This window comes from Mesorhizobium sp. B2-4-17, assembly GCF_006441275.1.
In the GTDB taxonomy this organism is placed as follows: domain Bacteria; phylum Pseudomonadota; class Alphaproteobacteria; order Rhizobiales; family Rhizobiaceae; genus Mesorhizobium.
Genome location: NZ_VFUX01000002.1, coordinates 229,093 through 253,756, shown reverse-complemented (window position 1 = coordinate 253,756; position 24,664 = coordinate 229,093). Strand labels below are relative to the sequence as shown.

General features: G+C 61.0%; 22 protein-coding genes and 2 pseudogenes. 12 read left to right on the top strand and 12 right to left on the bottom strand.

All coding sequences use genetic code 11. The features are described from left to right. Window positions 1–69: 69 nt before the first annotated feature. A complete protein-coding gene (locus tag FJ548_RS02940) occupies window positions 70–1,047 on the bottom strand; it encodes a sugar ABC transporter substrate-binding protein (RefSeq protein WP_181165605.1) in 978 nt (325 codons plus the stop codon). A 269-nt stretch (window positions 1,048–1,316) separates the two neighbouring features. Between FJ548_RS02940 and FJ548_RS02935 the strand changes: the two genes are divergently transcribed. From FJ548_RS02935 to FJ548_RS02920, 4 genes are all read left to right on the top strand, one after another. After that, window positions 1,317–2,543: an ROK family transcriptional regulator gene (locus tag FJ548_RS02935; protein WP_140610031.1), complete on the top strand. Its 1,227-nt coding sequence runs from the start codon at window positions 1,317–1,319 to the stop codon at window positions 2,541–2,543. Next, the gene (locus tag FJ548_RS02930) at window positions 2,544–2,990 is read left to right on the top strand and encodes an RbsD/FucU domain-containing protein (RefSeq protein ID WP_140610032.1); all 447 of its coding nucleotides are present in this window, start codon (window positions 2,544–2,546) and stop codon (window positions 2,988–2,990) included. Then, entirely contained in the window at window positions 2,987–3,910 is a 924-nt protein-coding gene (locus FJ548_RS02925) for a carbohydrate kinase (protein WP_140761332.1), read from the top strand. The genes FJ548_RS02930 and FJ548_RS02925 overlap by 4 nt, the downstream gene beginning before the upstream one ends. Window positions 3,911–4,138: 228 nt before the next feature. Continuing rightward, a complete protein-coding gene (locus FJ548_RS02920) occupies window positions 4,139–5,281 on the top strand; it encodes a DegT/DnrJ/EryC1/StrS aminotransferase family protein (protein ID WP_140776708.1) in 1,143 nt (380 codons plus the stop codon). 3 nt (window positions 5,282–5,284) lie between these two features. Here the strand turns inward: FJ548_RS02920 and cysQ are convergent, their stop codons facing one another. The 3 genes from cysQ to cysD are packed head-to-tail and all read right to left on the bottom strand — an operon-like array spanning window position 5,285 to window position 8,938. Further along, window positions 5,285–6,082, bottom strand: coding sequence for a 3'(2'),5'-bisphosphate nucleotidase CysQ (gene cysQ / locus FJ548_RS02915; RefSeq protein ID WP_181168702.1), 798 nt, complete (start codon window positions 6,080–6,082; stop codon window positions 5,285–5,287). 10 nt (window positions 6,083–6,092) lie between these two features. Then, entirely contained in the window at window positions 6,093–8,030 is a 1,938-nt protein-coding gene (gene cysN, locus FJ548_RS02910) for a sulfate adenylyltransferase subunit CysN (protein WP_181168692.1), read from the bottom strand. Between the two features lie 2 nt (window positions 8,031–8,032). Further along, window positions 8,033–8,938 carry a sulfate adenylyltransferase subunit CysD gene (cysD, locus tag FJ548_RS02905; protein WP_150829016.1) on the bottom strand — a complete coding sequence of 302 codons (906 nt, stop codon included), beginning with the start codon at window positions 8,936–8,938 and terminating at the stop codon, window positions 8,033–8,035. Between the two features lie 490 nt (window positions 8,939–9,428). Between cysD and FJ548_RS02900 the strand changes: the two are divergent. Together FJ548_RS02900 and FJ548_RS02895 are read left to right on the top strand one after the other, a co-directional pair. Next, window positions 9,429–9,626 (top strand): annotated as a pseudogene (locus tag FJ548_RS02900) (O-antigen ligase family protein); the annotation flags it as partial. A 161-nt stretch (window positions 9,627–9,787) separates the two neighbouring features. Continuing rightward, window positions 9,788–10,732, top strand: a complete 945-nt coding sequence (locus FJ548_RS02895) for an NAD-dependent epimerase/dehydratase family protein (protein WP_140776704.1) — start codon at window positions 9,788–9,790, stop codon at window positions 10,730–10,732. A 101-nt stretch (window positions 10,733–10,833) separates the two neighbouring features. On the opposite strand, the gene FJ548_RS02890 is transcribed toward FJ548_RS02895, so the two are convergent. Next, window positions 10,834–11,373, bottom strand: a complete 540-nt coding sequence (locus FJ548_RS02890) for a sugar transferase (RefSeq protein ID WP_140776702.1) — start codon at window positions 11,371–11,373, stop codon at window positions 10,834–10,836. Window positions 11,374–12,086: 713 nt separating this feature from the next. Here FJ548_RS02890 and FJ548_RS02880 point away from each other — a divergent pair. The 3 genes and pseudogenes from FJ548_RS02880 to FJ548_RS02870 all read left to right on the top strand — a co-directional run. Beyond that, complete coding sequence (locus FJ548_RS02880) at window positions 12,087–13,556, top strand: phosphomannomutase (RefSeq protein WP_140776698.1); 1,470 nt, start codon at window positions 12,087–12,089, stop codon at window positions 13,554–13,556. After that, on the top strand, window positions 13,553–14,968 hold the full coding sequence (locus FJ548_RS02875; RefSeq protein WP_140776696.1) for a mannose-1-phosphate guanylyltransferase/mannose-6-phosphate isomerase: 1,416 nt from the start codon (window positions 13,553–13,555) through the stop codon (window positions 14,966–14,968). The genes FJ548_RS02880 and FJ548_RS02875 overlap by 4 nt, the downstream gene beginning before the upstream one ends. Before the next feature lie 77 nt (window positions 14,969–15,045). Continuing rightward, a pseudogene (locus FJ548_RS02870) lies at window positions 15,046–15,368 on the top strand (glycosyltransferase); the annotation flags it as partial. A 34-nt stretch (window positions 15,369–15,402) separates the two neighbouring features. Here FJ548_RS02870 and rfbD read toward each other — a convergent pair. From rfbD to FJ548_RS02845, 5 genes are all read right to left on the bottom strand, one after another. Beyond that, window positions 15,403–16,335 carry a dTDP-4-dehydrorhamnose reductase gene (gene rfbD, locus FJ548_RS02865; protein ID WP_140776694.1) on the bottom strand — a complete coding sequence of 311 codons (933 nt, stop codon included), beginning with the start codon at window positions 16,333–16,335 and terminating at the stop codon, window positions 15,403–15,405. Next, a complete protein-coding gene (rfbB, locus tag FJ548_RS02860) occupies window positions 16,332–17,402 on the bottom strand; it encodes a dTDP-glucose 4,6-dehydratase (protein WP_140776692.1) in 1,071 nt (356 codons plus the stop codon). Before rfbB ends, rfbD begins: the two co-directional genes overlap by 4 nt. Window positions 17,403–17,472: 70 nt before the next feature. Further along, entirely contained in the window at window positions 17,473–18,024 is a 552-nt protein-coding gene (rfbC, locus tag FJ548_RS02855) for a dTDP-4-dehydrorhamnose 3,5-epimerase (protein ID WP_140776690.1), read from the bottom strand. 3 nt (window positions 18,025–18,027) lie between these two features. Next, complete coding sequence (rfbA, locus tag FJ548_RS02850; RefSeq protein ID WP_140610091.1) at window positions 18,028–18,909, bottom strand: glucose-1-phosphate thymidylyltransferase RfbA; 882 nt, start codon at window positions 18,907–18,909, stop codon at window positions 18,028–18,030. Between the two features lie 370 nt (window positions 18,910–19,279). Further along, on the bottom strand, window positions 19,280–19,870 hold the full coding sequence (locus FJ548_RS02845) for a biotin transporter BioY (protein WP_140610045.1): 591 nt from the start codon (window positions 19,868–19,870) through the stop codon (window positions 19,280–19,282). Window positions 19,871–19,986: 116 nt separating this feature from the next. Here FJ548_RS02845 and FJ548_RS02840 point away from each other — a divergent pair, with 116 nt between their 5' ends. Next, on the top strand, window positions 19,987–20,895 hold the full coding sequence (locus tag FJ548_RS02840) for an MBL fold metallo-hydrolase (protein ID WP_140610046.1): 909 nt from the start codon (window positions 19,987–19,989) through the stop codon (window positions 20,893–20,895). 60 nt (window positions 20,896–20,955) lie between these two features. Here the strand turns inward: FJ548_RS02840 and FJ548_RS02835 are convergent, their stop codons facing one another. After that, entirely contained in the window at window positions 20,956–21,741 is a 786-nt protein-coding gene (locus FJ548_RS02835; RefSeq protein ID WP_140610047.1) for a DUF1499 domain-containing protein, read from the bottom strand. 80 nt (window positions 21,742–21,821) lie between these two features. Then, a complete protein-coding gene (locus FJ548_RS02830; protein WP_140610048.1) occupies window positions 21,822–23,450 on the bottom strand; it encodes a fatty-acid--CoA ligase in 1,629 nt (542 codons plus the stop codon). A gap of 321 nt (window positions 23,451–23,771) precedes the next feature. On the opposite strand from FJ548_RS02830, the gene FJ548_RS02825 reads away from it, so the two are divergent. Next, entirely contained in the window at window positions 23,772–24,128 is a 357-nt protein-coding gene (locus tag FJ548_RS02825) for a hypothetical protein (protein WP_140610049.1), read from the top strand. A 123-nt stretch (window positions 24,129–24,251) separates the two neighbouring features. Next, window positions 24,252–24,641 (top strand): DUF427 domain-containing protein, encoded by a 390-nt coding sequence (locus tag FJ548_RS02820; RefSeq protein WP_140776689.1) that lies wholly within the window; start codon window positions 24,252–24,254, stop codon window positions 24,639–24,641. The last annotated feature ends 23 nt before the right edge of the window (window positions 24,642–24,664 follow it).

The window sequence follows — 24,664 nt, the reverse complement described above, 5'->3', positions numbered from 1 at the left end:
GCGGCAGGAGCCGCCCCACACTATTTTTTCTTATGGTCTTTTCGAAAATGAGCCGATCAGGCGATCAAATCAACCCCAGCACTTGGCGAGACCTGCCTTGGTGTCGATGGAATCGACGCCGGCAGCGGGCTTGTCGGTGATCAGCGTCACACCGGTATTGTAGAAGTTCAAGCCGGGCGACGGTTCAGGCTTCTTGCCGGTGTCGGCGAAAGCCTTGATCGCCTCGATGCCAAGCGAGGCCATCAGCAAGGGATATTGCTGGGAGGTGGCGCCGATAATACCTTCCGCCACATTCTTGACGCCCGGGCAGCCGCCGTCGATCGAAACGATCAACACGTCCTTCTCCTTGCCAACCGCCTTCAACGCCTGGTAGGCGCCCGCGGCGGCGGGTTCATTGATGGTATAGACGACGTTGATGTTCGGGTCTTTCTGCAGGCAGTTCTCCATGGCGGTATGGCCGCCATCCTCATTGCCGCCAGATAGATCGTGGCAGACATTGCGCGGATCCTTTTCGTCACCGATCTTCTTGGGATCGTTGACGTCGATACCGAAGCCCTTCATGAAGCCCTGGTCACGCTGCACGTCGACCGATGGCTGGCTGGCAATCAGGTCCATATAGGCGATATGGGCATCCTTGGCCTTATCGCCCAAAGTCGCTTTTGCCCATGAGCCGATGAGTTCGCCGGCTTTGAAATTGTCGGTTGCAAACGTCGCATCCGCGGCATCGGCGGGCTCAAGCTGCGTGTCCAGCGCGATCACGAGAAGTCCGGCGTCTCGCGCCTTCTTGACCGCCGGCACGATAGCGGCCGTGTCGGTGGCGGTGATCAGAATACCCTTGGCGCCATCGGCGATGCAGGATTCGATCGCCGCGACCTGGCCTTCATTGTCGCCTTCGGCCTTGCCGGCATAGGCTTTGAGATCGACGCCGATTTCCTTGGCCTTCGCCGTGGCGCCTTCCTTCATCTTGACAAAGAAGGGATTGGTGTCGGTCTTGGTGATCAGGCAAGCGCTGACATTGGCAGCGAACGCGGCCGGTGCAAACGCCATCACGCCGAGCGCGGCGGCGGCAAAAACTGTTGCTTTCAATACTCTTTTGTCGGTCACGATTGTCCTCCCAGTGGAACCATTTCGGGTGCCGGCCAACCGGCATCCATACAAGCATCCAAACAAACCATCCCAGCGTGGATGCCGGCTTTAGCAGACACCAGACCGCGCTGGCTGTCAATAATTAAATCACTCTTATTTATTATTGACACACTTGCCTTGACCGCTCATTCTGGCCCAAAGCCCCGAGGGGAATTAACGGGAGGACCAGGGTGGAGACCGGCAGTGCGAGGCACGGTTCGCCCGAGGCAGCCGAGAGTCGGCTTCACCGAGGCACCAATCAGAGCGGGATGCGGGACCACAATGAGCGGCTCGTGCTTTCGCTGGTGCGCCAGCATGGCAGCCTCGCCAAATCCGACATCGCCCGTATGACCGGACTTTCGGCTCAGACCGTTTCAGTCATCATGCGGGAACTTGAAGACGACAATCTTCTCGTGCGTCAGGCGCCGTTGCGCGGCAAGATCGGCCAACCGTCCATTCCGATGGCGCTCAATCCGGAAGGTGCGTATTTCATAGGCCTGAAGATCGGCCGGCGCAGCGCCGAACTCGTGCTGATTGATTTCCTCGGCAATGTCCGTTCGATGTTGCAGCACTCCTACCGCTACCCGGCGCCGCGCGAGACAGTGGAATTCGTCACCTCGGGCATGGAAAAGATGCGCGCAGAACTCAGCCCGGCTCAGAACAAGCGCATTGCCGGGCTCGGCATCGCCATGCCGTTCGAATTGTGGAACTGGGCCGATAGGGCCAACGCGCCCCGGGACGTGATGGATGAATGGCGCCACCGCGACATCAGGGCCGAGATCCAGTTGCAGTGCGAATTTCCCGTCTACCTTCAAAACGACGCCACCTCGGCTTGTGGCGCCGAACTCGTCTTCGGCCAGGCAGGAGCCGCCCGCGACTTCGTCTATTTCTATATCGGCGCCTTTGCCGGCGGCGGCATCGTGCTGAATGGACGCCTCTATGGTGGCCCTACCGGCAATGCCGGCGCGCTGGGCTCCATGCCGGTGCCAGGCCCCGAGGGCAAGCCAACCCAGTTGATCGACATCGCATCGATCACCATGCTGGAAAAGGCGCTCAACGCCCGCGGTGTCGAAGCTTCACATCTGTGGACGTCTCCGGAAGACTGGGGCGAGATCGGCGTCGAGCTCGACGATTGGATCGCCAGCGCCTCGCGGGCGCTGGCCTACGCCATCGTGGCGGCCTCTTCCGTCATCGATTTCGAGGCGGCGGTGATCGACGGCTGGATGCCGCTCACCGTACGGCGGCGGCTGGTCGATGCCGTCATCGAAGCCATCGGCACTGTTGACGGCGAAGGATTGAGGCTTCCAGCCGTCCGCGAGGGAACAGTCGGCATCCACGCTCGGGCCCTTGGTGGTGCCAGCCTGCCGCTTTCGGAGCGTTTCCTCGTCGGTTCGACCACGATTTCCAGGAGCGCCTGAATGCTGATCGGAATACCGGCGCTACTCGGTCCGGAACTCCTGGCGACCCTGCGCGCCATGGGGCATGGCGACGAGATCGCCCTGGTCGATGGAAACTATCCGGCCGAGGAGCAGGCAAGACGCCTCGTCCGGGCCGACGGTCATCCCCTCATTCCGATGCTCGACGCGATCCTGAGCATCCTGCCGGTCGACGACGTCGTCCCGGAGGCGTTGTTTCGCGCCTCGGTGAAGGGCGATCCGTCACTCGCCGACCCCGTCCATCATGAGATGGAGGCGATCTGTGCCAAACGCGTGCCGGGCCGCAAGGTGGTTGCGCTGGCCGGCGCCGACTTCTATGCACGGGTCAAATCGGCGCACGCTATCGTCGCGACAAGCGAGCCGCGACTTTACGCCAACATCATCATCCGTAAGGGCGTGATCTATCCGCCGGAGACCAAGAAGCCATGATCCTCTGCTGCGGCGAAGCCCTGATCGACATGCTGCCGCGCACCACGACGGAAGGGGAGCCGGCCTTTGCTCCCTATGTCGGCGGTGCGGTGTTCAACACTGCGATCGCGCTTGGCCGGCTCGGTGCGCCGGCCGGCTTCTTCTCTGGCCTGTCATCGGATCTTTTCGGCGGCCAATTCCGGGACGCGCTGGGAGCGAGCAAGGTCAGTTCCACCTATGCCCACACGTCGCCGAGACCGACGACGCTGGCCTTCGTAAAACTGAACAATGGCCAGGCGACCTACACCTTCTATGACGAGAACACCGCCGGGCGCATGCTGACCATCGACGACCTGCCGCAGCTCGGGTCCGAGATCGAGGCGATGCTGTTCGGCGCCATCAGCCTGATCTCGGAGCCTGCTGGATCCGCCTATGAGGAATTCATGAAGCGCGAGCATGGCCATCGCGTCATGATGCTCGATCCCAACATCCGGCCTAATTTCATCCCGGACAAGGCCAAGCACCTCAGACGTATCCGCGCCATGATGGCGATGGCCGACATCGTAAAGCTCTCGGACGAAGACCTCCATTGGTTCGGCGAAGCCGGTTCGCGTGAAGACGTCGTGCGCAACTGGCTCGATCGCGGACCGAAGCTCATCGTCGTCACGCATGGCAGCGAAGGCGCCGTCGGCTACACCAAGGATCATGCCGTCACCGTGATGCCGGAGAAGGTCACGGTGGTCGATACGGTCGGCGCCGGCGACACGTTCAACGCAGGCATCCTTGCCTCCCTGCATGAACAAGGCCTGCTGACGAAGGCGGCCATAGGCGAGCTTACACAGGAGACCATCCGCAAGGCACTGTCGCTCGGCGCCAAGGCGGCGGCGGTGACGGTGTCGCGCGCCGGCGCCAATCCACCCTGGCGGCACGAGATCGGCTGATACGCGCCCCAGCCGATCACTTTATGTTTCCATGGGCTGGAAAAGCGCGACAGAGAACGCCCCAAATGCGCCCTGAAGGCCGGATTTCCGGCTTTTGGGCGCTATGCGCCGGCAAAAGGCGGTAACGAGCTGCGACACTGGCGCAATTCGCCCTGCCCTCGGCCGGCTTTTTCAGCCGCGCCAAGTCTGTTACCAGCAGGCCGGTTTATTGGCAGCTTTGAGGCCGACATGCAGTTCATCGATCTTGGCGCGCAACGCGAACGAATCCGCGACCGGCTGAAAGCCGCGATCGACCATGTCGTCGAGGACGGCCGCTACATTCTCGGCCCCCAGGTCGCGGAATTCGAGAAGAAGCTTGCCGCCTATGTTGGCACCAAGCATGTCGTGGCCTGCGCCAACGGCACCGACGCGCTGCTGCTGCCGCTGTTTGCCGCTGGCATCGGTCCGGGCGATGCCGTATTCGTGCCGAGCTTCACTTTCGCCGCCACGGCTGAAGTGGTGGCGCTGGCCAAGGCGGAGCCTGTGTTCGTCGACGTTGACGCCAAGACCTACAACATCGACATCGCCAGCCTCGAAGCCGCGATCGCGATGATCAAGAAGGAAGGCCGGCTGAAACCGAAGGCGATCATCCCGGTTGACCTGTTCGGCCTAGCCGCCGACTACGAAGCCATAATGGCCATCGCCAACCGCGAAGGCTTGATGGTGATCGAGGACGCCGCCCAGTCGATGGGCGGGTCGCTTGACGGCAAGATGTGCGGTGCCTTCGGACATGTCGGCTCGACCAGCTTCTATCCAGCCAAGCCGCTTGGCTGCTATGGCGACGGCGGCGCGATGTTCACCAACGACGACGCACTGGCCGACAAGCTGCGTTCCTTTGCCTTCCACGGCAAGGGCGAGACGCAATATGACAACGTCCGTGTCGGTATCAATTCTCGCCTCGACACGCTGCAGGCGGCGATCCTTATCGAGAAGCTGGCCATTCTGGAAGATGAAATGGTCGCGCGCCAAATTGTGGCAAATCGCTATGCCGAAGGCCTCGGCGACATTGTCACCGCCGCCCGCAATCTCGACGGCAGCCGCTCGGCGTGGGCGCAGTACGCCATCGAAACCCCGAAGCGCGACGGGCTGAAGGCGCATCTGAGCGAAAAGGGCATCCCGTCGGTCATCTACTACGTCAAGCCGCTGCATGAGCAGGTCGCCTATCGCGACTATCCGCGCACGCCGACGGGTCTTGCCGTTTCGGAGGAATTGCCGAAGCGTATCCTGTGCCTGCCGATGCACCCCTATTTGAGCGAAGCCGACCAGGACCGAATCATAGAGACGATCCGCAACTATATCGGTTCGAACTCGGCGCAGGCCGCGGCCGAGTAACCGTTAGTCACAGGCGGGGCTGGTCCCTGCCCTGCCGCTGGCGATGAAATGCGGATTGGCGAAATCCTCGTCGTCGACCTGATCGCGTTTGCCATAGGCCAGAGGCTTGCCGTCCAGTGTGCACGTCGTGCCGCCCGCCGCGCGAAGCACGGCGTCGCCTGCAGCGGTGTCCCATTCCATGGTGCGGCCGAAACGCGGATAGACATCCGCCTCGGCACTGGCGAGAAGGCAGAATTTCAAGGAAGATCCGACCGAAACGATCTCGGCGGCACCGAGGTCGCGAATATAGGCTTCGGTTTCCGGCGTGTTGTGGGAGCGGCTGGCCACCACCGCCAGCGGCGTCGCGGCCGTTCTCACCGAAATCGGCCGGCGAGCGACGATCTGGAAGTCGCCATCGATTTCGAGAGCTTCCGCCCTGCCCGGCCGGCCGGAAAAGAAACGGCCGCTGCAGGGGGCGAAGACGACGCCGACTTCCGGCACGCCACGACGGACAAGCGCGATGTTGACGGTGAAGTCGGTGCGGCGATTGACGAATTCCTTGGTGCCGTCGAGCGGATCGATGAGGAAGAAGGCCTTGCCAAGATCGGCAGGCATGACGCCGGCGGCCGCTTCCTCTTCAGCCACGCACGGAATGTCGGGGAATGCGGCGCGCAGGCCGGCGAGAATGATCTTCTCGCTTTCGCGATCGGCCTCGGTCACCGGCGAGGAGTCCGATTTCCGGTCCACCGCGCAACCGGCGTGAAACACACGCATGACCTCGCGTCCAGCCGCCAGCGCCAGATGCTCGAAGATTTCGAGCATCGACCTGTCGTCAGATGCCGCCGCCGTTGTCGTATTGATCTTCGGCAATGTCACGCTCATTCAGCCAGTGTTCCAGGGCATCTACCATCTCTTCCGCCGATTTGCCGAGCGTCTTCAGATGGATTTCCGGTTTTTCCGGCGCCTCGTATGGCGAATCGACACCGGTGAAATTCTTGATCTCGCCATTCAGCGCACGGGCGTAGAGGCCCTTTGGATCCCGCCTGGCGCATTCCTCGAAGGGTGTGTCGACAAACACTTCGATGAACTCGCCATCGGCCATCAGCTCGCGCGCCATTCGCCGCTCGGCGCTGAACGGCGAAATGAAGGAGACAATGACGATCAATCCGGCATCAGCCATCAGCCTGGCCACTTCGGCGACGCGGCGGATGTTCTCGACGCGGTCGGCATCGGTAAAGCCGAGATCGCGGTTGAGACCGTGACGGACATTGTCGCCATCCAGGATATAGGTGTGCCGGCCGGTGGCGAACAGCTTCTTCTCGAACAGGTTGGCGATGGTCGACTTGCCGGAGCCCGAAAGCCCGGTGAACCAGAACACAGCAGGCCGCTGGTTCTTCATGTCGGCACGCACACGCTTGCCGACATCGAGCGATTGCCAGTGGATGTTTTCAGCACGGCGCAGCGAGTGCACGATCATGCCGGCACCGACGGTGGCGTTGCTGATGCGATCGATCAGGATGAAGGCGCCGGTGGTGCGGTTCTCGGCGAAAGGATCGAAGGCGATCGGCGCCCGCGCCGAGATGTTGCAGATGCCGACTTCATTCATCTCAAGCGACTTGGCCGCCTCATGGGCGAAGTCGTTGACGTTGATGCGGTATTTCAGGTCGGTGACAGTGGCGCTGGTCTGGTCGGTTTCGGTGCGCAGGATGTAGGAGCGGCCCGGCAACAGCGCATGCTCGTCAAACCAGACGATGTTGGCGGCGAACTGATCGGCGACCTGTGGCCGGGCTGCCGGCGAAACCAGCATGTTGCCTCTGGAAACCTCGACCTCGTCGTCAAGAACAAGCGTGATGGCTTGACCGGCGACTGCGTGTTTGAGATCGCCGCCATGAGCGACGATGCGCTTGACATGCGAGGATTTGCCGGATTTAGCGACGACGATCTCATCGCCCTGCGAGACCGAACCTGAAGCAATCGTGCCGGCAAAGCCACGGAAGTCGAGATTCGGGCGATTGACGTACTGGACCGGGAAACGGAACGGCAACTCGACGGTCGCCTCCTCGACCGAGACGGTCTCGAGGTGCTCGATCAGCGTCGGGCCGGAATACCATTTCATGTTTTCAGAGCGGCTGCTGACATTGTCCCCGTAGCGAGCCGACATCGGGATCGGCACGATGGTCTGGAAGCCGAGATCGCGTGAGAACTGCCGGTAGTCTTCGACGATCCGGTCGAAGACCAACTGGTCGAAATCGACGAGATCGATCTTGTTGACGGCAAGCACGATGTGGCGGATGCCGAGCAACGAGGCGATGATCGAATGGCGCCTGGTCTGGCGCAACACCCCTTGTCGCGCATCGATCAGCACGATCGCCAGGTCGGCGGTCGAAGCGCCTGTCGCCATGTTGCGCGTATATTGTTCGTGGCCGGGCGTGTCTGCGACGATGAACTTGCGCCTGGGCGTGGCAAAGAAACGATAGGCGACGTCGATGGTGATGCCTTGCTCGCGTTCAGCCTCGAGACCATCGACCAGCAGCGCGAAGTCGATGTCGTCGCCGGTGGTGCCATGCTTGCGCGAATCGCGCTCGAGCGCGGCGAGCTGATCCTCGAAAATCTGCTTGGTATCAGACAAAAGGCGACCGATCAGCGTCGACTTGCCGTCATCGACCGAACCGCAGGTGAGGAAGCGCAGCAGCGACTTCTTTTCTTGCGCCGCCAGGTAATCGCGAACGCTGTCGGTGGGGGCGAGGCTCTTGGCCATGATGTGGCGCATGGTCAGAAATACCCCTCGCGCTTCTTCTTTTCCATGGAACCCGCCTCATCACGGTCGATCAGGCGACCCTGGCGTTCGGAAGTGCGTGCGGTCAGCATCTCGCCAACGATGGCTTCGAGCGTGTCGGCATCGGATTCGATGGCGCCGGTCAACGGATAGCAGCCCAAAGTGCGGAAACGCACGAGCCGGTCCTCCACGACCTCGCCGGGACGCAGTTTCATGCGCTCGTCGTCCTTGAGGATCAGCATGCCGTCGCGTTCCACCACCGGCCGTTGCTTGGCGAAATAGAGCGGCACGATCGGGATGTTCTCCTGCAGGATGTACTGCCAGATATCGAGCTCGGTCCAGTTCGACAGCGGAAAGACGCGGATCGATTCACCCGAGGCGATGCGGGTGTTGAATATCTTCCACATTTCGGGCCGCTGGTTCTTCGGATCCCAGACATGCTGGGCATTGCGGAACGAGAAGATGCGCTCCTTGGCGCGCGACTTTTCCTCGTCGCGGCGGGCACCGCCGAAGGCGGCATCGAAACCGTATTTGTCGAGCGCCTGGCGCAGCGCCACCGTCTTCATGACATGGGTATGGGTGTTCGAACCATGATCGAACGGATTTATGTTGTCGCGCACGCCGTCTTCGTTGACATGGACCAGCAGGTCGAAGCCCAGCTTCTGCGCCATCTGATCGCGAAAGGCGATCATTTCGCGGAATTTCCAGGTGGTATCGACGTGAAGAAAGGGGAATGGTGGCTTGGCGGGATAAAACGCCTTCATCGCCAGATGCATCAGCACGGATGAATCCTTGCCGACCGAATAAAGCATGACCGGCTTGGCGAAGGCGGCCGCAACTTCGCGGAATATATGGATGGACTCGGCTTCAAGCCGCTGCAGATGCGTAAGCGCTATGGTCATAGACTGTGAGCGTTCTCTCATGCCTTGCGACAGAAGACCTTGCGCCGAACCATCGAGCCTTTTTGCGCCCGGTTCAAGCTTCGCTTCTGGACAAAGTGTTTCGTGCGGGCGTTCTAGCAGATCGGCGCGCGGCAGAACAATGCAAGACGAGCCCGGCAACGGTCAGTTCGAGAATGAATTTTCCACGCTTTCGCCGGAACCCGGAAATTTCCGTTCGCAATGCCTCCATCCGGGGAAATGCAGGAAAAATATTACTTGGGAGAGCGTGGCAACGACGGTCCTGGAAGGCCTTTCCCGATCGAGGAGCGAAGGCCGCCGATTTTCGATGACAACCAGCCGCAACGCCCTATCGAAAAGACGGTTCAGCCGCTATACAACCTCCGCAAGCGGGCAAGATGCGTCACGATGCACGGGCAATTTCGAGGAGTACGCTCGATTCACTAAACGGGATGTACCGCATGAATCTACTCGAGAATAGCGAGCCCAAGACTTGAACCGGCTTTCGTCTGTGAGACAGCACCTCACGCCTTCGCGGATCAATATTTACTTTTCCAGCCTCTGTTTCTTTTTTCCACCGGTTCTGGGATTGGTAGTGAGCTTTGTGTTCAATGGCGGCGGCCTATGGTCCGTCCTGTTGATCGCCTTGAAGAAAAGACGCTTCAATGTCGACCGAGCGATGATGGCGCTGATGGTCTTCCTGTTGTCGGGAACCTACCTTGCTTGCGGACGCCAGGCCCCATTGGCGGAAGAGCAGACACGCCCGCCCCTGACTGAAAACCAAATCCCTCCGCCAGCGATGGAAAAGCAGGCGCCTCCATCCGCCGCCCAATGGCCGTTCCGGGCAAGTCGATGAAAGTCCTGGTCACGGGCGCGACAGGCTTCATCGGCCGCCAGGTGGTCCATCAGCTTCGTGAGGCCGGCGTCGAGCTTCGCCTCGCCTCGCGCCACCCGCAGGGACTTGATCCAGGGTCCGACGCGATGCTGATGCCGGGTTTCGATGCGCCGGCCGCGGCCTTCCTGGCGTTGACCCGGGATGTTACGGATGTCGTCCACTGCGCGGGCCTGAACAATGATGACGGCAATACCACCGAAGCCGATTTCAAGGCAGCCAATGCGGAATTGAGCGGCCGGTTGGCGCATGCCGCCGCCACGCAGGCAAGCGGACGCTTCATCCTTCTCTCCTCGATCCGGGCCGTGATTGGCGCACGCGTCGGCGCAACGATCAACGAGGACACGATGCCCGATCCGCAATGCGCCTACGGGCGCTCGAAGCGCGAAGCGGAGATCAACGTTCTGGACGCCTATGCCTCGCACGGCCGTTCCGATGCCGCCGTGTTGCGGCTGCCTCCGGTCTACGGAGCCGGCATGAGAGGAAATCTGGCGACGCTGATGCGCCTGGCCGATACGGCCCTGCCGCTGCCGACAGGCGCGCTGACCGGGAAACGCTCACTGCTGTCATCGCTGTCGGCGGCGGGAGCCGTATGGCATCTGCTGAACCGTCCGGAGCCGCTTCGCCCGCTCTATGTCGCCAGCGATGTGCCGCCTGTTTCGGTCGCGGCCATCGTCGGCGCCTTTCGCAGCGGCTTCGGAAGGCCGACGCGCCTGATGGCCGTGCCGGCCGGACCGCTCCGGGCAGCCGCGATCCTCGCACGCAAGCGCCCGTTATGGGATAGCATGACCGCGACCCAGATATGCGACCCTTCCCTGCTCGTATCAGAAGGCTGGCTGCCGGAAACCCACACGCTAGAGCGGTTGGCAGCAATAGCGCGGTTGGAAAAATCCCGACTTCTTTAATCCCTGATCCAAACCGGCGCCCGCTTTTGGGAGCGTGGTCTTTTTGCCTGACTACGATCTTTTCCAAAAACCGGCGTCCACTTTTTGGGATCGTGGTCTGTTCAACCGCGATAGAGCGTTCCAAGCAGGATTCGCAGATCGAGCCAGAGCGACGCCGTCCGGAGATAGGTTGCGTCGGTTTCGGCAAGGAGCTGCGGGGTGGACATGTCGATGCCCCTGATCTGTGCCAGACCGGTTATGCCTGGACGTGCCGCAAGAACGCCCAAGCGCCGGCGGCACTCGATCAATTCCGTTTGGGTCGGCAGGCAGGGACGCGGCCCGACCAGGCTCATCTCGCCCTTCAGAACGTTCCAGAACTGCGGCAACTCATCGAGCTTGAACTTCCGAAGGACCTTTCCGACCGATGTTACGGCGCTCACAGGCGCCTCATGCGAAGGCAAGGACAGCGTGCCGAGATACATCGTCCTCAACTTGTGACAGCGAAAAGGCGCACCGTCGCGGCCTATCCGCGTTTGGGAAAAAATCACCGGCCCCGGTGACGATGCCCGAACGGCAACGACAGCAAGCAATAGAACAGGAGATGTGGCCACCAGCAGCAACGCCGCACCGGCAAGATCGAAGATTTTCTTGGCTGTCTTCATGAACGACCGATCATGCTCCCTGACAAAGCTCCGTCCGACAACACCGCGGACGAAGCCGGTCAATTCGGCCGACGTAGCACGGGCTCGCTTCTCGACCAAGCGCGCCGTGAACTGTTGGATGTTCAGATGCGCCCCAGGACGAAAGCGGAATAGAGCCGGCAACCTCACCCTTGAGCAGGCGGCCAAGCCACGAGACCCTGGCCTGCCACGATGCGTCGGCGCCGACCAGATTTTCAAACACTCACTATCTGCAATGGGTTAAGTCTCATGCCCAGCCGCTTTCGGAATAACCTGCGCGAAGACTTTGACACCAAAGCGGAGCCAGATCGAATACCATCCGTCATCAGCCACCTGTTCTTAGCCAAGTCTTCGGCCCCCGCCGCCCCATCGCATAGCGTGGACTTGAGGTCATCGCCAGAGATTTTTTTATAGGTCATTCGATTGGACCCGGTTCGCCGATCAAGACGTCGTTCAACAGCATTCGCAAAAGTAGTTCTCGCTTATAAACATTTGACGGGCGATCCAAGGTAATTCTGCAGACTGGCCGCAAGACTGAAGGCCACCATCGCCATAGGCAATTGTGGCTTGTTTATGCACATTCGTTCGGCTTAATGCAGCCTCCAGCCAATATTCGAACCGTTGCCGATGCACTATTTTAAAGGTGCCCAGAAACCACTACGCGCTTTGTGGTTGACAGAGGAGCCTACTGCAATATGACAGCCTTCCCTCTCACCAGCCAAAGCGAAGTGATGAAATTTGGATCGAGTGGCCTTCGAGGCTTGGCTTCGGAACTGGTCGGCAAACCGAGCGGACTTTATACCGAGGCTTTCGCATGGCGCCTGACCGCCGGCGGAATACAGCCGAAGGCCAGGGTGCTGGTAGGTCGCGACCTGCGCGACAGCAGCCCCACTATCGCCACCAACTGCATGGCGGCCCTGGCGGCAAGCGGACTGCAACCCATCGATTGCGGCGCCATTCCAACACCAGCTTTGGCACTGTGTGGCCGGCAACATGGGCTGGCGGCGTTGATGGTGACGGGTTCGCACATTCCAGCGGATCGCAACGGCATCAAATTCTACAGTCCGCATGGCGAGATCAGCAAGGCCGACGAGGCCGCCATGGCACATTATGCTGCTGAACGGTCGGATTCCTATTGCCCGCCGCCTCCAATGGGAACGGCTTTTCCGGCACACCACGATCAGGCGATCGCCGCCTATCGCAGGCGCGCCGAAGACATATTGGAGGCTGGCTCCCTTTCAGGCATGAGGGTTGGTGTTTATCAGCACAGTTCGGTCGCGGCGGATCTGCTGGTCGAGATTCTCCAATCCCTGGGCGCCAGTGTGACGCCCGTCGGGAAATCCGATACGTTCGTTCCTGTCGACACCGAAGCCGTGAGCGCCGCCACACTGGCAAAATTCAAAGGCTGGGCTCGAGAATTCAAACTCGACGCCATCGTTTCGACGGATGCCGATGCCGATCGTCCGCTCATCACCGACGAGAACGGCGATCTCTTTCGCGGCGACCTGATCGGCCTCGCCACTGCTTTGTTCTTGCGGGCAGACATTGTCGTGACGCCGGTGACCTCCAATTCGGGCATTTCGAACGCCTTCGGTTTCGAGGTCGTGAGAACCAGGGTCGGATCCCCCTTCGTCATCGAAGCCATGGAAGCGTCATACCGTGCCGGCCGTATCGTCATCGGCTTCGAGGCCAATGGCGGCGTTCTCCTGGGGTCGGATTGTATCCTGCATGGAAAAACTTTGACGGCGTTGCCGACACGCGATTCGTTGCTCCCTATCCTCGCCGTCCTTGGCCTGGTCGCATCGACAGGAAATACGCTGTCGCATCAGCGCGAGTTCTGGAAGCTTCCGGCATGCGCCAGCGAACGCCTCGAGAACTTCCCGGTGGACAGTTCGCGCGGCTTGATGCTTCAGCTCGCCGATCGGGATCAACTACAGCGATTTCTCGCGCCCTTCGGGACTGTTGCCGAGGTCGACGAGACTGACGGCCTCAGAGCACGAATGCAGACCGGCGAGATCATCCATCTGCGGCCGTCCGGCAACGCGCCGGAGCTCCGCTGCTACTCGGAGGCTGCAAATCATGAAAGGGCAACAGCGATCGTGGCGCTGACGCTTGAGAGGGCGCGGGCAATCACATCGACAAACGAAACAGAGGCCGTGTCATGAAAGTGGTTCCCGTCATCATCAGTGGTGGAGCCGGATCGCGGCTATGGCCCGCATCGAGGCAATCGCACCCCAAGCCTTTCCTCAAAGTGGCAGACGGGCATTCTCTTATTCAGCACACCGTGTTGCGAGCCGCTTCGATGAAAGGTGTCGTGGAACTCGTTGTGGTCACGTCCGGGGAACACCTCTTTCTGACGAAGGACGGTTTCGACGAACTGGATGCGGTGATACTGCCACGCACGTTTCTGCTTGAGCCCGAAGGCCGGGATACGGCCGCCGCCGTGGCGGCCGCTGTCATCCATGCCAAGGCAACGCACGGTCCCGATGCGATTCTATGCGTCTTCCCAGCGGATCACATGATCGGCAACCTGCCTGCCTTTCTGAGCGTCATGGGCCGGGCCATCGAACATGCAAAACTCGGGCGGATCGCGACATTGGGCATCAGCCCGACCAGACCGGACACGGCATTCGGCTACATCGAGGCGGATGGCGAGAAAGTCGTCCGTTTCGTTGAAAAACCGGATCTCGAGACGGCCAAGGCCTATGTCGCATCCAAACGCTTCTTCTGGAATGGCGGCATCTTCTGCTTCAGCGCGCAGACCATGCTCGACGAAATGGCTTCGCATTGCCCCGCCGTGATCCAGGCTGTTTCCGACAGTTATGAGAACGGCCGCTTCAGCGAAGGCGAAGGCTTTGCCAAAATCGAACTCGCGCCGGAGTATTTTGGCTCCGCCCCGCGGATCTCGATCGATCGCGCGGTCATGGAGAAAACGAGCAATCTTGCCGTGATTCCCTGCGACATGGATTGGAACGACATCGGATCCTGGAACGCAATGGCCGATTTGATCGCTCCCGACGAAAGCGGGAACAGGATACGCGGCGACGTCCACATGGTCGACACGACCGGCAGCTATGTGAGTTCGGACAAGCGCGTCATCGGCACGGTCGGCGTCAGCGATCTGGTGATCGTGGATTCCCCTGACGCGCTGCTTGTGGCGTCCCGCGACCGCGTCCAGGACGTCAAGAAGCTGTTCGAGGGCCTCAAGGCTTCTGGTCACCAAGCGCATTTGCTTCACAGCACGGTTCACCGCCCGTGGGGTACCTATACGGTTCTGGAGGAAGGCGAGCGCTTCAAGATCAAGCGGATCGAGGTGAAGCCTGGCCGGCGTCTGAGCCTGCAGATGCACTATCATCGCTCGGAGCACTGGGTGGTGGTCAGCGGCTCCGCGAAAATAGTCAACGGCGATCAGGAATTGTTCCTGGCCACCAACGAGTCGACCTACATTCCCTCCGGCCACAAACATCGGCTGGAAAATCCGGGCAGAATTGACCTGGTGATCATTGAGGTGCAAAGCGGCGACTATCTCGGCGAGGACGATATCGTCAGGTTCGACGACGCTTACGGACGGATGTAGTTTTTCCTGCATCACGAGAACGCGAATGTGTCGCTGGCTGACCACCAGCAGGAATGGCGCTCCTCCACAACTGCCTTGGATTCATTTTTCCTTCAAACCAGAGGTCGGAAGCCTACGGCCTATCGCTGGCCGAGGCAGCCATGTGCGGCAAGCCGATGATTTCGTGCGAAGTCGGGACGGGAACAAGTTATGTGAACAAGGCTGGCGAGACCGGGCTGGTCGTTCCGCCTTCCGATCCAGAACGACTGGCGAAGCGATGGAGCGGTTCGTCGATTCGCCGGCTGAAGCAGCGAAATGGGGGCGAGCCGCCCGAGATCGCTATATCAGCCTTTTTACGGCGGACAGGATGGGAAGGGCGTATGCCGATCTCTATCACCAACTCGACAGCCGTCGACGCTGAGTGTCACGATAAAGCTCGGCTTCGAATTGTGGGCTCAGCGGATGTGGGCGGTACTCAAAGACGCCCGGTCATCCGGCCGGGCCTTCCCGCTTAGGAGCTGACCGACCACGGCTTCCGTCGACTGTCGCCAGTCAGGTGCGTTCCACCCGAAGGTGGAAGCGAACTTCGCGCTGGACAGCCGTGAATTGGCGGGGCGGCGTGCCTTGGTCGGATAGTCCTTGGCGGCAATGTCGCGCACCCGTGCATAGGGTCCACCAAGCTTTCGGCTTGTGTCCAGGATATGACGGGCAAAACCGCTCCAGCTGATCTCGCCCGAGCCGGCCAGATGATAGATGCCGAACGCGGTGAAGCTCTTGTCGCGCCGCAGCGTGGCCGCCGCATGCAGGATCGCGTCGGCGATATCGAGGGCGCAGGTGGGATTTCCCCATTGATCGGCCACCACGGAAATCTCGTCGCGGTCGGCGGCCAGCCGCAGCATGGTTTTCACGAAATTCCTGCCGAACGGGCTGTAGACCCAGGCGGTGCGCAGGATCATATGGCGCGGACCGGCGGCGGCCACCGCCTGCTCGCCGGCGAGCTTGGAAGCACCATAGACACCGAGCGGCGCCGTCGCGTCGGCCTCGACATAGGCGTCGGGAGCACTGCCGTCGAAGACATAATCGGTCGAAAGATGGATGACGGGAACGCCGAGCCGCGCTGCCGCTCCAGCCACCTTACCGGCACCGGTCGCGTTGACCGCAAAGGCCAGATCTGGCTCGTCCTCGGCCTGATCCACGGCCGTGTACGCAGCGGCCGACACCACGATATCCGGCTTCGCAACCGCTATGGCGTCGATGACGGTCTGGGGTCTTGTCAGGTCGAGTTCGGGACGGCCGATGGCGACGATCTCCACGCCGGCATTTCCATGGCCGGCCTCCAGAAGGCTTGCCGCGACCTGGCCGTCGCGTCCGGTGACAACGAGCCTCACGTGCCCACCTTGCGGGCTTCGCCCAATCTTTCGCCGGCATAGCGTTGCTCGCGGATCGGTCCCCACCACCATCTATTGTCGAGGAACCAGTCCACGGTTCGAGCCAGGCCGCTGTCGAAGTTTTCCCTGGGCGCCCAGCCGAGCTCGCGGCCGATCTTGGAGGCATCGATGGCGTAGCGGCGGTCATGGCCAGGACGGTCGGTGACGAAGGAGATCAGTTCGCGATAGCGCCGGCCCTCGGCCCTGGGACGCCTGATGTCGAGCAGATCGCAGATCGTCTGGACGACGGAGAGGTTCGTGCGTTCCGAATTGCCGCCGACATTGTAGCTCTCGCCGGCAAGCCCTTTCGTAGCGATGAGTTCCAGGGCCCGCGCGTGATCCTCGACGAACAGCCAGTCGCGCACATTGGCACCGGCGCCATAGACCGGCAGCGGCTTCTCGTCGAGGGCATTGAGGATGACGAGCGGAATAAGCTTCTCGGGAAAATGGTAGGGGCCGTAATTGTTAGAACAGTTGGAGAGCACGACTGGCAGGCCGTAGGTCTCGTGCCATGCCCGCACCAGATGGTCGGAGGCCGCCTTCGAGGCGGAATAGGGCGAGGACGGCGCATAAGGTGTCTCCTCGACGAACATGCCGCCATCGAAAGGCAGGTCGCCGAACACCTCGTCGGTCGAGACATGATGGAAGCGGAAGCGGCTTTTCCTGTCGTCGGAAAGGCCGCGCCAGTATTCGAGCGCGGCATTGAGCATCTTGTAGGTACCGACGATATTGGTCTCGATGAAGGCGCCAGGCCCGTCGATCGAGCGGTCGACATGGCTTTCGGCCGCCAGGTTCATGACGATATCGACGTCATCACGGCGCATTATGTCGAGCACCGCCCTCTCGTCGCAGATATCGGCATGAGCGAAGCTGTAATTATGGGCATTCTCGATCGGCCGCAGCGAGGTCAGATTGCCGGCGTAGGTCAGCTTGTCGAGATTGGTCACCCGGTAGACCGGATTGGCGCACAGATGCCGGCATACCGCCGAGCCGATGAAACCGGCGCCGCCTGTCACCAGAAAGTTCATACAACTATCCCCATGCAGCACCCTCTTTGGGCCACACTCTTCCTGGCTGCATTCTCTTTGGCAACGCTCATCAATCAAACACCTCCGCCGCGGCCAGCGGCGGCGCCTTGAGGTCCTTGTCCGACAGCTGGAAACCGCCAGGTAACGAGGGCCATTCGATGCCGATGGCGGGATCGTCGAAACGGATCGACCGGTCATGCTCCGGCGAGTAGGTGTCGGTCACCTTATACAGAACCTCGGTGTCGGGCACGAGCGTCACAAAGCCATGCGCGAAGCCCTTGGGCACCAGGATCTGGTTGCCCCTTTCGGCCGACACTTCCAGGGAGATCCATTCGCCAAAGGTCTTCGAACTTCGGCGAATGTCGACACAAATGTCCAGAATCCGACCGCGTATGACACGCAGCAACTTATCCTGGGTCCGGGGCGCGAGCTGATAATGGAGCCCGCGCAAGACGCCCGCCGCGGCGGAGTAGGAATGGTTGTCCTGCACGAAATGCAGTTTTAGTCCAGCCTGCGCAAATCGGTCGGCATTATAGGTTTCCATAAAGAAACCGCGCGCATCGCCATGCTGCTTTGGAATGATCTCCAGCACGCCTTCGATGCCGAGGGAGCTGATCTGCAACGCTCAGCCCTCCGACAGTTCGACGACACGCCGGCGCAGATAGGCGGCATATTCATTCTTTCCCAACCGGGTGGCGCGTTGCAGCACCTGCTCGGCCGTCAGCCAGCCCTGCTCGAAGGCGATCTCCTCCGGGCATGCGACCTTGATGCCTTGGCGATGCTCGATCGTGCGTACGAAGGAAGAAGCGTCGTTCAGACTGTCATGGGTCCCGGTGTCGAGCCAGGCATAGCCGCGCCCCAGTCGATGCACATGCAGCAAGCCGCGATCGAGATAGGCGTTGTTGACCGCCGTGATCTCAAGCTCGCCGCGGGCCGAAGGCCGAATGGCCGAAGCGATGTCGACGACAGTGTTGTCGTAAAAATAAAGCCCGGTGACGGCCCAGTTGGATTTCGGCTTTTGCGGCTTTTCCTCGATCGTGCGCGCCGTTCCGGTGGCCTTGTCGAAGGAGACGACACCATACCGTTCAGGATCATCCACACGGTAGGCGAACACCGAAGCGCCCGTGTCGCGAGAAGCGGCGGCGCGGCAAAGCTGCGACAGCCCGTCGCCAAAATAGATGTTGTCGCCCAGGATCATCGACACACTGTCCTTGCCGATGAACTCGCGGCCAATGATGAACGCTTCCGCTAGTCCATTGGGATGCGGCTGCTCAGCATAGGAGATATCCAGGCCAAACTCCGATCCGTCACCGAGTAAATCTCGGAAAACGGGCAAATCCCGCGGCGTCGAGATGACCAGAATTTCACGAATTTCCGCGAGCATCAGCACGCTCAGCGGATAATAGATCATCGGCTTGTCGTATACTGGAAGGATTTGTTTCGAGACAGCTAACGTCAGCGGATAAAGGCGTGTTCCACTGCCTCCCGCAAGGATAATTCCTTTCAAGAAGCCCTCCTTGACATGCCAAGATCCCCCGGCAGCGACGGTAGCCATACGAACCCTGAAAAGCAGCTGCCAGTGCTCGCATATATCGTAGAGTCGTTACCAAAATACGCCTGGTGCCACTCCTGGATGCTCCTCGTGAACTGGAACGGCACCATGTCGGGACGCCCCAAGGGCCATACGCGGTGAAGAAACCGGATCGTAGCAAGGTTGATGCTGTCGGCCGACAGCCTCGTCGCCGAGTTCCAGGAGCAGCCTGGCGACGTGATAGCCTATGAAGCCCGCAACCCTGTGACCAGAACCTTCTTCCGAACCGCCCGTCCTCGGGACTTGACCCCCTTACGTCTATGCAACCCCAAGCTTCTTGCTAAACTCAGGAGCGCTTGAGCAGCGACCAGGCGGCCGGCACCAGGCTTGCCGCAAGCGCAACCTTGATCAGGTCGCCGACGATGAACGGCACGACGCCGAACTGCCAGGATTTTTCCGGACCGATGAGCAGCGCCAGCCAGGCAAAGCCCATCGCCATCATCACCACCTCGGCAACCAGCATCGCGTTGAAAAGTTTGATCGGGTGACGGTCCCAGCCGCGATCGGCGGCCCAGCCGACAATCGCCGCCATGACCACGAAGCCAGCGAGATAGCCGCCGGTGGAGCCGAGCATGTAGGCAATGCCGATGCCTTTCTCCGGCGTGCTCTGGAAGACCGGGAAGCCCATCGCGCCTTCCGCCATGTAGAGCAGGAGAGTGGCGACGCCTAGGCGCATGCCGAAGGCGGCGGCGATCAGGAAGACGGCGAGTGTCTGCATCGACATATCGACAGGCCCCAGCATGACCTTGGTCTTGGCCGACAGGGTCAGCAGCAGCGTTCCGGCGATCGCCAGGAAAAACTGCGTTGCCAGCCGCGCCGCGCCTTCCTGCGGCAAGGCCAGAGAAACAAGCGGGCGCATCGTCGTTGCAGTTGCCATGGTCATTTCCCCAATCCGATTTGCCGCGATCCAACAATCGCGCTCTTGCGTTTTCCTATATTGGCTTGCGTGCTATGCGGCAATCGCTTTTGCCATTCCAGGAACAATGTGGCGACATGGCCCTCAAATTCGATACCAGCTTCGATCCCAACTACGGCCAGGGCGCGAACGTGGCGCCTGACGTGCAGCGCGTCACGGCCCGAAACCCGAGCCCCTTCACCTTTTATGGCACCAACAGCTATATCGTGGGGCGCGAGACGCTGGGGGTGATCGATCCGGGTCCCGATGACGATGCGCATCTTCAGACCCTGCTCGACGTGATCGCCGGCAGGCCGGTCAGCCATATCTTCGTCAGCCACACGCATCGCGACCATTCTCCGCTGGCGGCCCGGCTGAAAGAGCGCACCGGCGCCACGGTGCTCGCTGAGGGACCGCACCGGCCAGCAAGGCCGTTGCACATTGGCGAGACCAATGCGCTCGATGCCAGCGCCGACATGGCCTTCCTTCCCGACATCCCGCTGCCGGACGATGCGATCGTCGCCGGCGACGGCTGGGCGATCCGGACGGTTCTCACCCCCGGCCACACCGCCAATCACGCGGCGTTCTCGCTGGAAGGAACCGGAATCCTGTTTTCGGCCGATCATGTCATGGGATGGGCGACGTCCATCGTCGCGCCACCGGACGGGGCAATGGCAGACTACATGGCATCGCTGGACAAGCTAATCAGGCGCGACGACCACCTGCTGCTGCCCGGCCATGGCGGGCCGGTGACGGCGCCGCGCAGTTTCATGCGCGGACTGAAGACGCATCGCAAGATGCGCGAGCGGGCCATACTGGAGCGGGTCAGGGCCGGCGACCGGACGGTTCCCGACATGGTCAAGGCGATCTACCGGGACACCGATCCCCGGCTGCACGGTGCGGCCGGCCTGTCCGTGCTTGCCCATCTCGAGGATCTGGTGGCGCGCGGCATGATCTCGACAGACGCCGCCCCCGCCATCGACGGCATTTTCACGCCAGCTCGATAGGTGCACCTGGCCCGGCCTCTCCTCACCGGTTTCTCGCTGGCCAGTTCAGCTGGGAAATGACTATTCGGCTGGCGCCGCCCCGACCTGTCCGGCGACTTCCTGGTCCAGTTCCGCCAGGAACTCGGTGATGCGCGCGGCATTGTCGCCAAGGTCATGGCGGCCGTAGCGCGAAGCCGACCGCATGTCGACGATGATCATATCGCCGTTATCGGTCACGCGGATCGCCACATCAGCCGGGAGGCCGAGCGCGAAGCTCGAGGCGACGGCGGTAATGGTCACTTCTCTCTGCCCAGCGAGGTCGGGATAGGGTTGCGAAAGGTCCCAGCCGCGCCGGTCGAGCACGGTTTCGACGGCATTGACGACGGTCTCGAACGGAAGGTCATAGCTGCGTGCGCTGACCAGTGGATAGCTGTCGGTCTGCAACGTCTGCTCGCCCGGCGTGGACGGAGACAGCACATTCATGTCCTTCGTGCGGTCAGTGACATCGAGCGCGGGCGGATCGTCGAAATCGGTCGAGATGTCCCTCAGCGGCGGATAGATCGTCGCCCAGTAGGCAGCGACGCCATACGGGGTAAGCACCAGCAGGGCCAGCAAGGCGCCAACGGTCAGATCGCGGCCGCCACGGTCGCCGAAATTCCATAGCCTGGAAAAGGCCAGCCCGGCAAAAAGCAGCGCCAGCGCCGCCAGCAGCGCGACAATGCCCAGCACCCACAGGAATACGGGCGTCTCGACGAGACCGAAGCGATGGCCGACGAAGTCGGTCAGCAAAAGCACCGCTGAAAATGCGCCCGTGCGCCGCGACCAGCCGGCAGCCTTCGACGTTTGCCGTTCCAGAATGCTAACCATTGTTCTCTGCGCTGTCCCTACCCGGACGGAGGTTTGGTGCCTTTTTGCGACGGCTTGAAGCCGAAACACGCAACATCCCCTCAATCCGTCGGCAAGCGGTAATCCCTGAACTGCTGGCGCAAGGTGATCTTCTGGATCTTGCCGGTGGCGGTATGCGGTATTTCGCCGACGAAAGCGACATCATCGGGCATCCACCATTTGGCCAGCTTGCCATCCATGAAGCCGAGAATGTCAGCCTTGGTCGGTTCCTTGCCCGGCTTGGCGACGACGACCAGCAGGGGCCGCTCGCCCCATTTCGAATGATGAACACCGATGGCCGCCGCTTCCGCCACGTCCGGATGGCCGACGGCCAGATTCTCGAGTTCGATGGTCGAGATCCATTCGCCGCCGGACTTGATGACGTCCTTGGCGCGATCGGTGATCTGCATATAGCCGCCGGCATCGATATGAGCGACATCTCCCGTATCGAACCAGCCGTCCTCGTCGAATTGCTCCGTGCCCGCGCCGCCATAATAGGCGCGGGCAACAGCCGGACCGCGCACCTTCAACCGACCAAAGGTCTTGCCATCCCAGGGTAGCGGGTTGTTCTCGTCGTCGGTCACCTTCATTTCGACGCCAAAGGGCGGATAGCCCTGCTTGCCCTGGATGTCGAGCCGCGCTTCTCCCTCAAGGCCGACATATTCGGGCTTCAAGGTGCACAGCGTGCCGAGCGGCGACATCTCGGTCATGCCCCAGGCATGGATGACCTGGACACCGAAATTGTCCTGGAATTTCGTCATGATCGCGCGCGGGCAGGACGAGCCGCCGATGACGACCTTGTTCAGATGAGGCAGCTTCCTGCCGGTTTCTTCCAGATATTGCAGCAGCATCATCCAGACCGTCGGCACGGCAGCGCTGAAGGTCACTTTCTCGGTGTCGAGCAATTCGTAGATCGAGGCGCCGTCCATCTTGCAGCCAGGCATGACCAGCTTGGCGCCGATCATCGGCCCGCTCTGGCCGAGACCCCAGGCATTGGCGTGGAACATCGGCACCACCGGCAGAATCGTATCGCGTGCCGACAGGCCCATCGCATCGGGCATGGCCGCGATCATGGCGTGCAGCACGTTCGAACGGTGACTATAGACAACGCCCTTGGGATCGCCTGTCGTGCCAGATGTGTAGCACATGCCCGCGGCAGTACCTTCGTCGAAGGTTTTCCAGGCGAAATCGCCATCGACCTCGTTGAGCCACTCCTCGTAAGCGACGACATTGGGCAACGCGGTTTTCGGCAGGTGCGCATTATCGGTGAGCACGATCACCTTTTTCAGCGATTTGATGGCGCCGACGATCTTCTCGAGCAACGGTATGAAGGTGAGGTCGACGAAGACAGCCTTGTCCTCGGCATGGTTCATGATCCAGACGATCTGCTCGGGAAACAGGCGCGGATTGAGCGTGTGATAGATCGCGCCGATGCCCATGATGCCGTACCAGGCCTCGATATGGCGAGCGGTGTTCCAGGCCAGCGTGGCGATGCGGTCGCCCAACCGATAACCGTCGCGTTCCAGCCGCTGGGCCACCTTAAGAGAACGACGATGGATGTCGGCATAGGTGGTGCGCACGATCGGCCCCTCGATCGAACGCGACACGATCTCGCGCACGCCATGCTGCCGTTCAGCATTATCGATCAGCTTGTGGCACAGCAGTGGCCATTCCTGCATCAGCCCCAGCATCTCGTTCCTCCCCTAGGTTTTTTGCATTGTAGCTTTGGTTCATTGTGAAGCGAACCGGAGGATTGTCCAGTCACTCGCTTGCATGGCGGACGACTTTCTGAGCCCGTGCAAAATCGGCAACCGGTTGAATTTTGACGGGTTTTGGGCCTTCGGCTCCTGAATGCTCATGCCGACGAGATGGCAGGAGGGTCAAAATCGTCGTGTTGGAAACGGCGTCGTATTGGACGAAATCACGAGTAAATCCGCCACAATCCGGCCATCGTCCGCGTTAAGTTTCGTTAACGGGCAAAGGGGTGCGATTGGCGGCTGAAAGAGGTTCGCATGGACGCGCAGCTTGACGACAAGGCCCTGGAGAGCACACTTGCGGAAAGCCTGGCCGATTTGGTGCCAGACGAAAAGACTGTTTCCGAAGAAGAATTTGTTGAAGTTGTCGGCGGCGCGCTCGAAGCGGTCGGCGGCACGCTGCTGTTCAAGATGTGCGTCCAGAACGAAGGGGAAGGCCAGCACGTGGCGGCGGCATCCGTCGGCGACGGCGGCAATCGCCAGTTCCTGCTGCTCACCTTGCCGACCGGCGGCGGCTCGCTGAAAGTCGAGACCGTTTCGAGAAGCAGCAATCCAGTGGCGGGCATCGCGGCCGCCTATGCCGGCCTGCTGGATGCCTTCAAAACCGCCGCCTGAGCCTTAGCGGACAGCGCTGGTGTGCCGCGCCTAGGCTGCTGGCGGCTGCCATGTTCGATGCCAAGGGGCCTTGCGCAACAGCTGTGTCCGCCACACCTTAAGGCCAGGCAAGGAGGAACCAGCATGGACAAGATCGCCAACCCGGCACCCGGCTTCCAGCGCAATCCCGACAAGATCATCACCATCGAGTCCTATGTCGGCACTGTCACGGTGCGCGTCGGCGATACGGTTATCGCTTCATCATCGAAGGCCAAGGTGCTGACCGAGGCGCCTTATCCGGCCGCCTTCTACATTCCGTTCGCCGACATCGATTTCGACAAATTGGGCGGCACGGAACACTCGACCCATTGCCCCTACAAGGGCGATGCCAGCTATTGGAGCGTGCTGCCGGCTGGCGAGGCGGGCAAGGACGCGATGTGGGCCTATCGGAAACCTTTCGACGAAATGACCGATATCCGCGACCACGGCGCGTTCTACGCCAGCAAGGTCAGCATCGAAGCCAAGCCGGGCTGAGTACTTCGCATCAGCCATTTGCA